At 73.5% G+C, this 13,527-nt stretch carries 13 protein-coding genes; 10 read left to right on the plus strand and 3 right to left on the minus strand.

Features of this window, described 5'->3' with window-relative positions:
• Positions 1-170 precede the first annotated feature (170 nt).
• Entirely contained in the window at positions 171-452 is a 282-nt protein-coding gene (locus tag ABEA93_RS35400; protein WP_345680032.1) for an MrpF/PhaF family protein, read from the plus strand.
• A 38-nt stretch (positions 453-490) separates the two neighbouring features.
• Here ABEA93_RS35400 and ABEA93_RS35405 read toward each other — a convergent pair whose 3' ends face one another.
• Entirely contained in the window at positions 491-898 is a 408-nt protein-coding gene (locus ABEA93_RS35405; RefSeq protein ID WP_345680033.1) for a hypothetical protein, read from the minus strand.
• 154 nt (positions 899-1,052) lie between these two features.
• Between ABEA93_RS35405 and ABEA93_RS35410 the strand changes: the two genes are divergently transcribed.
• A complete protein-coding gene (locus tag ABEA93_RS35410) occupies positions 1,053-1,406 on the plus strand; it encodes a chorismate mutase (protein ID WP_345680034.1) in 354 nt (117 codons plus the stop codon).
• 217 nt (positions 1,407-1,623) lie between these two features.
• Positions 1,624-2,154 carry a chaplin gene (locus ABEA93_RS35415; RefSeq protein WP_345680035.1) on the plus strand — a complete coding sequence of 177 codons (531 nt, stop codon included), beginning with the start codon at positions 1,624-1,626 and terminating at the stop codon, positions 2,152-2,154.
• 156 nt (positions 2,155-2,310) lie between these two features.
• On the opposite strand, the gene ABEA93_RS35420 is transcribed toward ABEA93_RS35415, so the two are convergent.
• Positions 2,311-4,023, minus strand: a complete 1,713-nt coding sequence (locus ABEA93_RS35420) for an N-acyl-D-amino-acid deacylase family protein (protein WP_345680036.1) — start codon at positions 4,021-4,023, stop codon at positions 2,311-2,313.
• 208 nt (positions 4,024-4,231) lie between these two features.
• Between ABEA93_RS35420 and idi the strand changes: the two genes are divergently transcribed.
• The 5 genes from idi (at position 4,232) to ABEA93_RS35445 (ending at position 9,999) form a co-directional block, all read left to right on the plus strand.
• Positions 4,232-4,798 carry an isopentenyl-diphosphate Delta-isomerase gene (idi, locus tag ABEA93_RS35425; RefSeq protein ID WP_345680037.1) on the plus strand — a complete coding sequence of 189 codons (567 nt, stop codon included), beginning with the start codon at positions 4,232-4,234 and terminating at the stop codon, positions 4,796-4,798.
• 199 nt (positions 4,799-4,997) lie between these two features.
• Positions 4,998-5,927 carry a M56 family metallopeptidase gene (locus tag ABEA93_RS35430; protein ID WP_345680038.1) on the plus strand — a complete coding sequence of 310 codons (930 nt, stop codon included), beginning with the start codon at positions 4,998-5,000 and terminating at the stop codon, positions 5,925-5,927.
• A 182-nt stretch (positions 5,928-6,109) separates the two neighbouring features.
• Positions 6,110-7,123 carry a hypothetical protein gene (locus ABEA93_RS35435; RefSeq protein ID WP_345680039.1) on the plus strand — a complete coding sequence of 338 codons (1,014 nt, stop codon included), beginning with the start codon at positions 6,110-6,112 and terminating at the stop codon, positions 7,121-7,123.
• Between the two features lie 79 nt (positions 7,124-7,202).
• Positions 7,203-8,372: an acyl-CoA dehydrogenase family protein gene (locus tag ABEA93_RS35440; protein ID WP_345680040.1), complete on the plus strand. Its 1,170-nt coding sequence runs from the start codon at positions 7,203-7,205 to the stop codon at positions 8,370-8,372.
• Between the two features lie 88 nt (positions 8,373-8,460).
• The gene (locus ABEA93_RS35445) at positions 8,461-9,999 is read left to right on the plus strand and encodes an AMP-binding protein (RefSeq protein ID WP_345680041.1); all 1,539 of its coding nucleotides are present in this window, start codon (positions 8,461-8,463) and stop codon (positions 9,997-9,999) included.
• A 40-nt stretch (positions 10,000-10,039) separates the two neighbouring features.
• Here ABEA93_RS35445 and ABEA93_RS35450 read toward each other — a convergent pair whose 3' ends face one another.
• Entirely contained in the window at positions 10,040-10,924 is an 885-nt protein-coding gene (locus ABEA93_RS35450) for a LysR family transcriptional regulator (RefSeq protein WP_345680042.1), read from the minus strand.
• Between the two features lie 148 nt (positions 10,925-11,072).
• Here ABEA93_RS35450 and ABEA93_RS35455 point away from each other — a divergent pair, with 148 nt between their 5' ends.
• Positions 11,073-11,921, plus strand: coding sequence for an SDR family NAD(P)-dependent oxidoreductase (locus ABEA93_RS35455; protein WP_345680043.1), 849 nt, complete (start codon positions 11,073-11,075; stop codon positions 11,919-11,921).
• A 156-nt stretch (positions 11,922-12,077) separates the two neighbouring features.
• Positions 12,078-13,520 (plus strand): hypothetical protein, encoded by a 1,443-nt coding sequence (locus ABEA93_RS35460; RefSeq protein WP_345680044.1) that lies wholly within the window; start codon positions 12,078-12,080, stop codon positions 13,518-13,520.
• Positions 13,521-13,527 lie beyond the last annotated feature (7 nt).

Here is a 13,527-nt window from a genome sequence, read left to right on the forward strand (position 1 = left end):
CGTCGTCGGCACCCTTCGTCGCCGGGAATCACCTGCGTGTGATGTGAGGTGCGTCGCGCGGGGTGGGGGCGGGGTTCGCGGGGGTGGCTGCGGCATCATTGCGGTCAATCCGGGTAACACTCGGATTCCGGGCCGCGACCGGCCCGGGTACGGATGCGGAGGTTCCCGCGATGACGACGACCTCGATCGCCGCGCTCGCCACCGCCGTCTTGGGAATGGCGGCATGCGGGTGGGCCTTTTTCTACGGCCCGCGGCAGAACCGCATGACCGCGTGCGTGCTCGCCTCGATCGTCGCCTGCCTCGCCCTGGTGTTCCTCTCGATCGGGCAGGGCCGGCTCGGCGCGCTCGACGTGGCGCTGGTGGTCGGCGCTCTCGGGCCGATGGGCACGGTGCTCGTGGCGGCACGCGGGCGTGGGCTGGGCCCTGCCGGGCGGCGGCGGCACGCTCGCTGACGCGCCGTCGGGCACGCGACGACGCGGCACCGGCCGACTCACCCCGTATTCGGTCCCCGCATGTACAGCGTCACGCACATCCACACCACGCCCGCCGTCGCCGCCAGCGTGATCGCGACCAGAGCCAGGACCAGGAAATACACCGTCCCCAGGCTCAGCATCGCGGCGAACAGCGCGAAGGTGAACAGAACGCCCAGCAGCCAGCGGTGCGCCGCATCGCCGTGGCCGGAAACCGCCGTCGCGCCCGGATGCTCTCCCGGGGCGGCATCGTCGCCCGCCGCCGCGCCGGCCGGGGGCTCGGGGCGTTGGCGGCGCGTCAGGTGGCGGCCCGGTTTGGGGGCGCGCATGCGCCGCAGCGCGCGGTCGAGATCCCGGTCTTTGCGCAGTTCCGCTTCGATCTCTTCGAGCGCCCGCCGTTCGGCGGGCGTCAGGCGGACGTCATCCATGCCGAGCGCCCCCTCGTGCCTCGTCGCATGCAGTCCGCCGACCACGCACCGGCGTGCGCCGGCGGTGAATCGGCCGTACCTTGACGTTCCCCCGGATGGACGCGCCGACACCTCCGCGTCGGCGCCGGTCCGTCCCCCGGTAGGGTGGCGCGCCATGGCCGACCGAACCACCGCACAGCAGCCCGGGGACGCGCCCCGCGACGCCGCGGCGCAGGCCGCGCCCGCCGCGATCCCCGCCGAACTGCAGGATCTCCGGGACAGCATCGACAACATCGACGCCGCCCTGGTCCACCTCCTCGCCGAGCGCTTCAAGTGCACGAAGCGGGTCGGCATCCTCAAGGCGACGCACGACCTGCCCCCCGCCGACCCCGGGCGCGAGGCCGTGCAGATCCAGCGCCTGCGCGCGCTGGCCACCAACGCCAAGCTCGACCCGGACTTCGCGGAGAAGTTCCTGAACTTCCTCATCGCCGAGGTCATCCACCACCACACGTCGATTCCGCGCGACTGAGCGCGCCTCCGAACGCCCCGACGGCGGTCGTCCCCGGTCTTCCCGAGGGCGGCCGCCGCTGTCGTCCGGTCAACTGACGACACGTCATAAACGGTCACCCCGGGCGTTGTCGCGCATACGGGCGAATTGGTGATCTTCCCGTTGCCTGGCCGCGTGTTCGCGCGTTGATGGCGGTGGAGCCGAGGCTCCACCGTCATTCGAACGATGGGAAACATCAGTGAACGAGCTGGCCAAGAAGACCGTGGTGGCCGCCGCCATGGTCGGCGGCATCTTCGCCATGGGCGGGACGGCGTACGCGTCCGCCGGGGCGAACGGCGCCGCTGTGGACTCGCCCGGTGTGCTTTCGGGCAACCTGATCCAGGTTCCGGTGCACGTCCCGGTCAACGTCTGCGGCAACACCGTGAACGTCATCGGTGCGCTCAACCCCGCCGTCGGCAACACCTGCATCAACGCCGAGGGCCCGGTGGCGCCGCCGATGACGCCGCCGCACCACGAGCCCCCGCACCACAACCCGCCGGAGGCGTGCCCGCCGGTGACCCCGCCGCACCACGAGCCGCCGAAGCACGAGCCGCCGGCGTGCCCCCCCAGCACCCCGCCGCACCACGAGCCCCCGCACCACACCACCCCGCCGGTGACGCCGCCGCACCACGAGTCGCCGAAGCACGACTGTGCGCCGAAGGAAGACGAGTGCCCCTGCGGCCCCGAGATCGAGCTTGACCGCGTGGCGGTCGACGGCGCCCGCGTCTGACGTCCGGAGTTTCCGGTCGGCCCATGCTCAGGGGCCGACCGCCCAGGCAGGCACAGGCAGTGGTACGCGAACGAGGGCCCTTCCCGGCGCCGGCCGGGAAAGGCCCTCGTGGTCGTTCCGGAGCAGTTCCGGAGTCGTTCCGGAGTCGTGCCGTGCCTAGCCGCGGCCGCCGCGGACCAGGCGGCCGGGCAGGGCACCGGTGTGCTCGCCGTCCCGGAACGTCACCTCACCCGCGACCACCGTGGCGGTGTAGCCGTCGGCGCGCTGGATCAGCCGCGGGCAGTCGCCCGGCAGGTCGTACAGCACCTCCGGCGGGTGGGCGCGCAGCCGGTCCAGGTCGATCACGTTGAGGTCGGCGCGCAGGCCGGGGCGGAGCGCGCCGCGGTCGCGGAGGCCGTACAGCGCGGCGGTGTCCGCGGTCATCTTCTTCACCGCCAGCTCCAGCGGGAGCTTGGCGCCGCGGCTGCGGTCGCGCGCCCAGTGGGTGAGCATCGTGGTGGTCATGCTGGCGTCGCAGATGGTCGCGCAGTGCGCGCCCGCGTCGCCGAGGCCGAAGACCGAGCGCGGGTGCAGGAGCATCTCGCGGACGGGTTCGAGGTCGCCGGACGCGTAGTTGAGGATCGGGATCATGAACATGCGGCGGCCGTCGCGCTCGAGCATGAGGTCGTAGAGCACCGCGTCGGGGGCGCGGCCCTCGCGGTCGGCGCGGGCGACGAGGCTGTCCTCGTACGACGGCTCGTAGTCCACCTCGTCGCCGATCGGCACGATGCGGTCGCCGAACGACGACAGCAGCGACCGCGGCGGGGTGGGTTCGGCGAGGATCGCGGCGCGGACGTCGGCCTGGCGGAGCTTCGCGACCCGTTCGGTGAGCGGCAGAGCGGCCAGCGCGTCGAAGGTGGGGCGGCCGCGCAGCGGGTGGAACGTCGTCTCCAGGCTGAACAGCAGGCCCGTGGCGCGCCCGGCGACCTGCATCCACACCTCGGCGCCCGCGTCGGCGGCGGCCTGCGTCTCGGCGAGGAGGTCGCGGTAGAGGTCGGGGGATGCGTTGGACTGGGTCATGCCGTACGCGACCGGCCGGCCGATCGCCCCGGCCAGGCGGCGCATCCAGGCGACCTCGCGGGACGGTGCCAGATCGTCCTCGCCGGCCACGCCCGCCGGGGCGACCTCGAAGACGCCGTGGCCGGCCGCCTTGAGGGCGGCGCCGATGCCGAACAGCTCGTCCTCGGCGGCGTAGGTCCCCGGGACGGGTTCGCCGTCGATCGCCCGGTGCATGATCGTGCGCGACGTCGTGAAGCCCAGCGCGCCCGCGTCCATCGCCTCGCGGACGATCGCGGCCATGGCGGCGATGTCGTCGGGCGTCGCGGGCTCGTTGCGGGCGCCGCGCTCGCCCATCACGTAGGTGCGGAGGGGGCCGTGCGAGATCTGCGTGCCGACGTCCATGACGAGGCGGCGGTCGGCGAGGAAGTCCAGGTACTCGGGGAACGACTCCCAGCCCCAGCGCATGCCTTCGTGCAGCGCCGTGCCGGGGATGTCCTCGACGCCTTCCATCAGCTCGATCAGGCGGCGCCGCTCGTCGGGGCGGCAGGGCGCGAAGCCGACCCCGCAGTTGCCGGTGACGACGGTGGTGACGCCGTGCCAGCAGGCGGGGGTGAGCAGGTCGTCCCAGGTCACCTGGCCGTCGAAGTGGGTGTGGATGTCGACCCAGCCGGGGGTGACGAGGGCGCCGTCGGCATCGATGTCCCGGCGCGCCGGGCCGAGGGCGGGGGCGACGGCGGTGATGCGGCCGTCGTCGACGGCGACGTCGGCGGCAAGGGCGGGGGCGCCGGTGCCGTCCACCACCGTGCCGCCGCGGATCACCAGGTCGTGCATGGGGCCTCCCGGTGTGATGCGAGTTCATTAACCGTTGGGGGCAGTGAAGCAGCGCGAGGATGGGAAGTCGATGGCGTCCGGGTCCCCGAACAGTCCCCGCACGGGTGGTCCTCGCCCGGTATTCGCCCGGCGTCCACGTCGCCCGGGTAGGGTTCCCTGAGCAGTACCAAAGAGAGCACGCACGGTAGCGGCACGCTAGGGAGCACGCATGACGCAGGCAACCTCGCCCGACCAGGTCATGGTCGAGCTGGTGGATGCCGACGGCAACACCATCGGCCTCGCGGAGAAGCTGGCGGCACACCAGCCGCCGGGGCAACTCCACCGCGCGTTCTCCGTCTTCCTGCTGGGCCCGGCCGGCGGGCCGGACGCCGGGTCGGTGCTCATGCAGCGCCGTGCGCTCACCAAGTACCACTCGCCGGGCCGCTGGTCGAACACCTGCTGCAGCCACCCGTACCCGGGAGAGCCGCCGGTGGACGCGGTGGCCCGCCGGGTCGACGAGGAACTCGGCGTCAAGGCCGCCGGGTTGACCCCGGCCGGCACGGTGACGTACGACGTCACCGACGAGGTCTCCGGCCTCGTCGAGAAGGAGTACAACCACCTGTTCGTGGGCCGCGTCGGCAGCGCTCCCGACCTCAACCCGGACGAAGTCCACGAGGTCGTGTACGTCCCCCTCGACGGCCTGGAAGCCTGGCTCGCCGAGCACGACCACACCGCGTGGCTGAGCACCGTCCTCGCCTCGGCCCGCCCCACCCTCGAAGGCCTGCGGCGCGGCTGACTCCGGCCACGCCGTACCGGGCCCGCGATGTGACCAATTCGCGGGCCCGGACACGCACTCAAGGCCTGGGCTTCACGCCCCGAACCTTGGTAGAAAGGGCGCCTGGGGAACGGCCCCACGGCGGCGTCCGCACCGGATGCCCGCAGTACCGCGCCCGAACCGGACCGGATCGGCCCCACGGCGGAAGGCGGCTGGCGACGTGATGCACGGTTACGTGCTGGCGCTTTTCGCGGCGGCAATCCTCCTCACCGCGCCGTTCGTCCTGGACCGTGCCGAAGCGGCCGGATTCAGCCCCCGCCTCGTCCAGCAGGGCTGGCGCGCGGCCGTGGTCGGCGCCGTCGCGTCCCTCGCGCTCGCCGTCCCCGTGTTCACGCCCGACCTGTGGACCGCGCCCGCCCGCGCGATCGGCGTCACACCGGACATCGGCCTCGTCAAGGTGCCGCTGTCCGTGCAACTCGCGGTCGCCGGCGGCGTCCTCGCCGGACTCGCGGCCGGCTGGCGGCGCGGCGGCGCGGTGGTCCGCGACTACCGCCGTGCCCTGCGCGTACAGCTCGACCGGCTGGAGAGCACCAGCCCGGTCCTCGACGAGGTGGAACGCGGCCACCCGCGGCTGGTGATCGTCGAGGACGCCCAGCCGCGCCTGGTGCTGCTCCCGTCGCGCCCGCCGCGCGTCGAGGTCACCACCCGTGCGCTCGACCTGCTCAAGCCCGAGGAACTCAACGCGGTCCTCACCCACATGTCCGGCCACCTGCGCCGCCGCGACGCGCTGTGGATGACGGCGTCCGAGACGCTGGCCGAGGCCTTCCCGCGCATCCCGTTCTTCGCCCGCTGGGCCGACCACAGCGCCGCGTTGGCCGAGAAGGGCGCCGACGCCGACGTGCACGGCCCGATCGCCCGCGCCAACCTGCGCCGCGCGCTCGCCAAGCTGTCGGGCCCCGGCCAGGCCAACGGGCCGTTCTGCCCGTGCTTCGCCTGGCCCCTGCAACGCCAGGCCGACCTCGAACTCGCCCCGCCCCAGCCGCGCCTCCCCAGGCCCCCGGTCGCCGTCGCCGGCCTCCGGGCGCTGACGGCGGCGGCGGTGGTGGTGCCGACCCTCGTCGTGGTGTCGCCGCACTTCTTGTACATGTAGTCCGACGAGGCAGAGGCGGCTCCGCGAAGCCGGGCGCGCTCGGCGGGCGAGTGGTGGTTGTCGCGGGGTCGGGAGCGCTGTCACGCACGGTCCCGTCCGGCTTCCCACCCCATCTCGGTGGTGCATTGCCGCTCCTTCCGGTAGGTCTTGGGGTCGGGGCGGATGCGCGGAGGTGGCTGGGCATGGTGCGGGAACATCCGTGGCGGGCGCGGGTGCGGCATTGGCGGACGCCGCGGGACATCGCGCCGGAGGCGCTGACCCTGGCGGATCTCACCGACAAGGTGCTCGGGGCGCGGCGGCCGCTCATCGTGGCCGGGTCCGGGGTGGTGGTGTCCGGCGCGGATCCCGGGCTGCGGGCATTGGCCGCGGAGGCGCGGATCGGCGTCTACAACACATGGCGCGCCAAGGGCGTGCTGCCGTGGGACAGCGACTACCACCTGGGCACGATCGGCTTGCAGGCCCGCGACCTGGAGCTGTGCGAGCTGGAGTCCTACGACCTGATCGTCACCACCGGCCTCGCCGACGGCGAGCAGCCCGTGCTCCCCGACGGGTTGCCGCTGGCCGACTGCCCGGTCGCCGATCTGGAGATCCTCGCGGTGCGCTGCGCCGACCGCGAGGGCCCGGAGACCACCGAGGCCCCGCTGCGCGACCGCCTCGCGGCCGTGGTGCAGAAGGCGTGGGGCGGCGCCAAGCCGCCGTTGGCGCCCACGCTCATCACCCGCCAATACGCCCTCCTGCTCGGCGAACGCGGCATGGTCGCCGCCGACGCCGGCACCGCGGGCTTCTTCCTCGCCCGTACCTTCCCCACGCTGCGCCCGCACAGCGTCGAGCTGCCGTCCGAGCCGCAGCCCGGGTTCGCCGCGCGGGCGGTGTTCGCGCGACGCGCCGCGGAGCCCGGACTGCCCGCGGTCGCGCTCGTCGACGGCAGCGCACCGGACGACGCGACACGCGAGGCGGTGGCCGAAGCCGCCTCCCGCGGCATTTCGGTGCCGGTGGTGTGCTGGACGCCGGACGGACCCCAGGTCGGCATCGAAGACCACCTCGAGGACGTCCGCCGCGCGGTCGCCGCCGGCGAATCCCACGTCGTCGTGGTCGGCTACGACCCCACTCAACTCGCCGACCTGGAACACGTGGCCGGGGACATCACCGCTTGGCGCCAGGCCGTGTCCGGCGAATATCCACCGGACACGGCCTAGCCACCGCCGCACTCTTTCCTTATAAAGTTTGAGAGATTGCGGGAACGGCGAGAAGCCGTCGGCGAACGGGAGGCAGTGCGTGGACGACTCCGACGTGGCAGAAATCGTGGCCTCGGTACGCCGCTTCGTCCGCGACAAGGTCGTGCCCCTCGAAACGCACATCGACGAGACCGACGAAGTCCCCGCCGAGCTGCGCGATGCCGCGGCCGCGATGGGCCTCTACGGCTTCGCCATCCCCGAGGAGTACGGCGGCCTCGGCCTGACGATGCGCCAGGAAGTGGCGCTCGTGCAGGAGTTGGGCTGGACGACGCCCGCGTTCCGGTCGCTGTTCGGCACGAACAACGGCATCGCCGGGCACGTCCTCATGGAAGGCGCGACCGACGAGCAGAAGAAGCGCTACCTGCCGCGCCTGGCGAGCGGCGAATGGACCGCGTCGTTCGCGCTCACCGAGGCCGAGGCCGGCTCCGACCCCGGCGACCTGCGCACCACCGCCCGCCGGGCGGACGGCGACGGCGGCGGCTGGGTGATCGACGGTACCAAGCGCTTCATCACCAACGCGCCGATCGCCGACGTGTTCATGGTCTTCGCCCGCGACGCCGGCCATCCCGGGCGCGGCGCCGACGGCATCTCCGCCTTCCTGGTCGAAGCGGGCACCCCCGGCGTCACGGTCGGGCCGCGCGACCACAAGATGGGCCAGGCCGGCGCGTGGACCGCCGAGGTCGTGTTCGACGGCGTCCGGGTCGCGGACAGCGCGCTGATCGGCGGGGACGCGGGGCTCGGCCAGGGCTACCGCACGGCCATGCGCTGCCTCGCGCACGGCCGCCTGCACATCGCCGCACTGTGCGTGGGCATGGCGCAGCGGCTGCTGGAGGAGACCGTCGCGTACGCGAAGTCGCGGACCCAGTCCGGTCGTCCCATCGCCGGGTTCCAGCTCGTGCAGGGCCTGATCGCGGACTCGCAGACCGACGTGTACGCGGGCCGCGCCACGATCGAAGCCGCCGCCGGACAGTACGACCGGCGCGAGGACGTCCGCATGGCTCCGTCCGCCGCCAAGTACTTCTGCAGCGAGATGGTCGGCCGGGTCGCCGACCGCGCGGTGCAGGTGCACGGCGGCGTCGGCTACGTGCGCGGCGTCGCGGTCGAGCGCTTCTACCGCGACGCCCGGCTGTTCCGCATCTACGAGGGCACCAGCCAGATCCAGCAGGTCGTCGTCGCCAAGCAGGCCCTCGCCCGCGACGGCAAGCCGTAGCCGACCATCCCCGCCCCCACCGTGGCGGGTTGCCGCCGGACGCGGTAGAAACGGGCATCCGCCGTCGTCCCGTCGAGAGCGAGGCAGTATGCACACCGGGTTCTGGGCCGAGATCGCCGCGCGTGCCGAAGCGACCCCGGACGCCGAGATGATGGTCGACGAACGCGGCCGCCGTCTGACGTACGGCGAGTACCGCGACGCCGCCGAGTCGTTCGCGGCCTACCTGGCCGACCACGGCGTCGCCGCGGGCACGGTGGTGACCTGGCAGCTCCCGACCTGGGTCGAGTCGGTCGTCGTGGTCGGCGCGCTGGCCCGGCTGGGCGCGGTGCAGAACCCGGTGATGCCGATCTACCGGGAGCGCGAACTCTCCTTCGTCACCGGCCAGGCGGGCAGCCGCCTGCTGATCGTGCCGCCGGTGTGGCGCGGCTTCGACTACCCGGCGATGGCCGCCGCGGTGGCCGCGAAGGCGCCCGGCGGCCTCGACGTGCTGGTCGTGGACGGCGACCTGCCGTCCGGCGACCCGGCGAAGCTGCCGCCGCCCCCGCCGGTCCCCGCCAAGCCCGAAGACGCACCCGTGCGCTGGTACTTCTACACCTCCGGCACCACCGCCGACCCGAAGGGCGCCCGGCACACCGACGCGACCGTGATGGCCGCCGGGGTCGGCATGTCCGAGCGCATCGAGTGCGTGCCCGGCGACCGGGTCGGCCTGGTGTTCCCCTTCGCGCACATCGGCGGCTGCACGACGTGGCTGACCTCGTCCGTCGTGTTCGGCGTCGCGATGATCCTCACGGAAGCCTTCGACCCGGTCGAGACCGTCGAACTGCTGCGCCGCGAAGGCGTCACGCTGGCGGGTGCGGGCACGGTCTTCCACCAGACCTACCTGGCCGCGCAGCGCCGGGACCCGAGCCGCAGGCTCTTCCCCGACGTGCGCTGCTTCCCGGGCGGTGCCGCGCCGAAGCCGCCGGGCCTGCACCTCCAGGTGAAGAACGAGATCGGCGGTGCGGGCATCGTCGCCGGATGGGGGCTGACCGAGGCCCCGATCCTCAGCATGGCGGGCGTCCACGACCCGGACGAGGCACTGGGCGCCGCCGAAGGCCGCCCCAACACCGGGGTGCGCGTGCGCGTCGTCGCCCCGGACGGCACCGACGCCGCCCCCGGCGGCGAAGGCGAACTGCGCGCCAAGGGCCCGCAGCTCATGCTCGGCTACCTCGACGCCGCCCTGGACGCGGACGCGTTCGACGAGGACGGCTGGTTCCGCACCGGCGACCTCGGCCGCATCGACGACGCGGGCAACATCTACATCACCGGCCGCCTCAAGGACGTGATCATCCGCAAGGGCGAGACGATCAGCGCCAAGGAGATCGAAGACCTGCTCAGCGCCCACCCGGCCGTCGCCGAGGTCGCGGTGGTCGGCCTGCCCGACGAGGCCACCGGCGAACGCGCCTGCGCGATCGTCGTGCCCGCCGACCCGGCCGCGCCGCCCGCGCTCGACACGCTCGGGCAGTTCCTGCGCGAGCAGGGCCTCATGGTGCAGAAGCTGCCCGAACGCCTGGAGATCGTCGAGGTGCTGCCGCGGAACCCGGCCGGGAAGGTGCTGAAGAAGGACCTCAAGGAACGCTACGCGTAGGCCGGGGCGGGGGCCGGGCTGACCGGCCCCCGCCGCCGGGTCAGCCGGCGGCCGCGTCCGCCGCCGCCCGCGTGAACGCCCGCACCAGCGGACTGTCGCCCGCCGTCCGCCACACCAGCGCCCAGCGGATCAGCGGCGCGTCGGTCAGCGGCACATACGCGATGTCCGGCCGGGAGAAGTACCGCGGCGCGTGCTCCGGCACCGGCGACATGCCCAGCCCCGCGCCCACGTGCGCGAGCGTCTCGGTGGCCGTCGTCACCGCGGGCCCGCGCCGGATCGGCCGCCCGCCGGGAGTGACCCGCGGGTTGATCGCCTCCTCCCAGTAGGCGGGTGCGTTGCCGAGCATGCGGAAGACCGGCCCGTCCGCGATGTCCTCCAACGACACCGACTCCCGCTGCGCCAGCGGGTGCTTCGCCGACACCGCGAGCACCATCGGCTCGACCATCACGACCGGGCCCACGGTGAGATCCGGCTCCTCGACCGGCAGCCACACCAGCTGCACGTCCACGGTGCCGGCCCGCAGCGGCCCGAACGGGTCGCCGAACACGGCCTCGCGGATGCTCAGCTCGCATTCCGGGTGGCGCTCGCGGAACAGGTCGGTGACCGCGTGGATTTCGTGCAGCATCGCGTCCATCACGCCGAGCCGCAGAACGCCCGTCAGCCCGCGCGCTGCGGCCGCGGCCCGCTCCAGGCCCTCGTGGATGCGCCGGTAGCCGGCGTCGAGGTCCTCGCGTAGCTGCGCGCCTATCGGGGTCAGCGCGACGCTTCTGCTGGTTCTCTCGAACAGCGGTGCCCCGATGCGGCGTTCCTGGAGCTTGATGGCCTGGCTCACGCGGGCCCGGGAAACGAGCAGCTTGTCCGCGGTACGCCCGAAATGGAGTTCGTCGGCCAGCGTCAGGAAGATCTCGATGTCGCGCAGTTCCACGCCTGTGCGCCCTTCGGTTCGTGCCGCGGCCGGCCGCGGCGTTCGGTAACCCGTGGATTAACAAGCATTGCCGGGTTGACCGTTGTTCCCGCGGCCGGACGGGACGATCGTGGAGCCACCCCACCCGCGCGAACGAATCGAGACCGCCATGCCGACGACCGCACCGACCGCCGTGGTGACCGGGGGGACCGGAGGACTCGCCCGCGCGGTCGCCCGGGCGCTGGGCACGAGGCCGGGGGCGGTGGTGTACCTGACGGGCACCGACCCGGTCCGCGGCGCCGAAGCCGCCCGCGACCTGCGCGCCGCGGGCCGCCCGGTCCGCTGGGAGCCGCTGGACGTCCGGGACCCGGCGCAGGCCCGGCACCTGGCCGCGGAACTGGCCGCGCGCCACGGCGGCATCGACATCCTGGTGGCCGTCCCCGGGGCGCAGATCGGCTTCGACGCCCCGATCGCCGCGCAGGTCCGGGACTACGTCGAGGCCAACAACCACGGCCTCGCCCGCGTGCTCGCCGCGTTCCTGCCGGTGCTTCGGGACGGCGGGCGGGCGGTGGCGGTCACCGGGGCGTTCGGCTCCCTGGAGCATCTGCCGCTGCGGCTGCGCGACCGGTTCGCGGGTGCGGGGGCGGCCGAAGTGGACGCGGTGATGGACGCGTACGTGGCGGCGGTCGAAGCCGGGACGGCGGTCGCGGAGGGCTGGCCCGCGTGGATCGAAGTGGCCTCGCACGTGGGACAGGTGGCGGCGGTGCGGGCGGCGGCGTGGGGGCAGGACGTGGGCGGCGAACGGCGTGACGTGCTCGTCAACGCCGTCGACCCGGACGTGCCGGACGTCGCGGGTCTCTCGTCTTCGGCGGCCGACACGGCATGGGGGCAGGCCGCGGAAAGGATTCTTCGCGCAGCGCTGCCGCCCGCGGGAGCGGGGGAGCCGCACGGGGAGCTGATCCGGGGCGGGACGGTGGTGCCGTTCGCGGGGGAGCGGCAACAGCCTTGTACCCGTTAAGGATTCGTCAGGAAAGCGGCTCCCCGCGTCAGGATCCCGCAGCGGCTCTGCCTCCCCCTCACGCGGGTTCCTACCGTCCCCCTCATGCAGGGATCAACGGGGAACTCCGGGAGCAGCGGTTATACGGCTCCCACGTTTGCACGGAGCGTCGGCACCGTGGGCACCGTCGGCACGGTCGGCGCACCCCCGCGTCCGTCCGGCCGAGCCCCGGACCGCCCGGCCGACTTCCCGGAGCGCCCGTGGCGGCCGCGCCGCGCAACGGCCCCGCACGGCAAGGCGCCGCAGCCGCGCCACCGGGGCCTCCGGCTCACCTCCACGCCCACACTCCTGCGGCTCTACGGCATCGCCGTCGCGGTGCTCGCCGCCGGGTTCGCGGCGTTGCTGACGCGTGCCGTGGTCGCGGCGGACGACGGGCTGCGGGTCGTCGGGCAGGGCGCCGGGCCGCAGGTGGTGGCCGCGAACAACCTGTACCTGGGGCTCGCGTCGATGGATGCGGAACTCGCCAACATCGTCCTGGTCGGCGACGAAACCGGCCTCGGCTACACGCGGGCGGACGCTCAGACGGCGTACCGGAACGCCCGGACCGCCGTCGCCGAGGCACTGCGGGCCTCGGCCGCGAACGCGTCCGGTGCCGCCGCCCGCGACACGGTCGGCAGGCTCGTCGACGGCCTCGGCGCCTACGACAACCTCGCCGGGCAGATCACCTACGCCGACGCCCAGGACGACGCCCGGCGCCTGCAAGACCCCTCGCCGGCCTTGCCGAATCTGCGCCGGGCGACCGACATGATGCACAACGGACTCCTGCCCTCGGCGGACGCGTTGCTCGACGCCGACGCCGCCTCGGTGACTCGCGGCTACCAGGACGGGCGCGACGGGACCGCGCTGTACGCGGGGTTGGCCCTCGCCGTCGGAATCCTGCTGGTCCTGCTGCTGATCGGCGGCCAGGTCTTCCTGTTCCGGCGCACGCACCGGGTGTTCAACCCGATCCTGGCGGCCGTGACGGTGGCCGCGATGTGCGTGGTCGCGATCGGCGCGGGCGCGGCGTTCGACGCCCGCGACGAACTCGACGTCGCCAAACACGACGCGTTCGACTCGGTCCTCGCGCTGACCCGCACCAAGGCGCTGGTCGCGGACGCGAACGGCGACGAGAGCCGCTGGCTGGTCGACGCCGCCAACGCCCGGCAGTACGCGGACCGGTACGCCGACACCACCCGCCTGCTGACCATGCATTTCACGCGCGAGCTGGACAACATCACCTTCGACGGCGAACGCGAAGCCGCACGGACCGCGTACGAGGCGAACGCCACCTACCAGGCCTTCGATACCAAGATGCGCGGCATGGCGTCCGCCGACTTCCGCGGCGCCGTGGACTTCAACACCAGCCACCGCGCGGGCAACTCGAACTGGGCCTACGAGCGGTTGCAGAGCGACCTCGACGCCGTCGTCGCCATCAACCGCACCCACATGACCGCCGCCTCGGACACCGGCGAACGCGACCTGGGCGCTTGGCGTTGGCTCGGCTCGGCAGCCGCGGTGGCGCTGGCCCTGGCGACGTGGCGGGGGATCCGGCCGCGGCTTCGCGAATACCGGAACCCGTGATCCCCCG

Origin of the sequence: Yinghuangia aomiensis (assembly GCF_039542225.1) — a bacterium.
Classification (GTDB): Bacteria; Actinomycetota; Actinomycetes; order Streptomycetales; family Streptomycetaceae; genus Yinghuangia; species Yinghuangia aomiensis.

Excerpts from the sequence above, each read along its gene's own strand:
- ABEA93_RS35435 (WP_345680039.1), top strand. The coding sequence starts at position 6,110 with ATGGTGCGGGAACATCCGTGGCGGGCGCGGGTGCGGCATTGGCGGACG.
- ABEA93_RS35455 (WP_345680043.1), top strand. The coding sequence starts at position 11,073 with ATGCCGACGACCGCACCGACCGCCGTGGTGACCGGGGGGACCGGAGGA.
- ABEA93_RS35405 (WP_345680033.1), bottom strand. The coding sequence starts at position 898 with ATGGATGACGTCCGCCTGACGCCCGCCGAACGGCGGGCGCTCGAAGAG.
- ABEA93_RS35410 (WP_345680034.1), top strand. The coding sequence starts at position 1,053 with ATGGCCGACCGAACCACCGCACAGCAGCCCGGGGACGCGCCCCGCGAC.
- ABEA93_RS35400 (WP_345680032.1), top strand. The coding sequence starts at position 171 with ATGACGACGACCTCGATCGCCGCGCTCGCCACCGCCGTCTTGGGAATG.
- ABEA93_RS35445 (WP_345680041.1), top strand. The coding sequence starts at position 8,461 with ATGCACACCGGGTTCTGGGCCGAGATCGCCGCGCGTGCCGAAGCGACC.
- idi (WP_345680037.1), top strand. The coding sequence starts at position 4,232 with ATGACGCAGGCAACCTCGCCCGACCAGGTCATGGTCGAGCTGGTGGAT.
- ABEA93_RS35420 (WP_345680036.1), bottom strand. The coding sequence starts at position 4,023 with ATGCACGACCTGGTGATCCGCGGCGGCACGGTGGTGGACGGCACCGGC.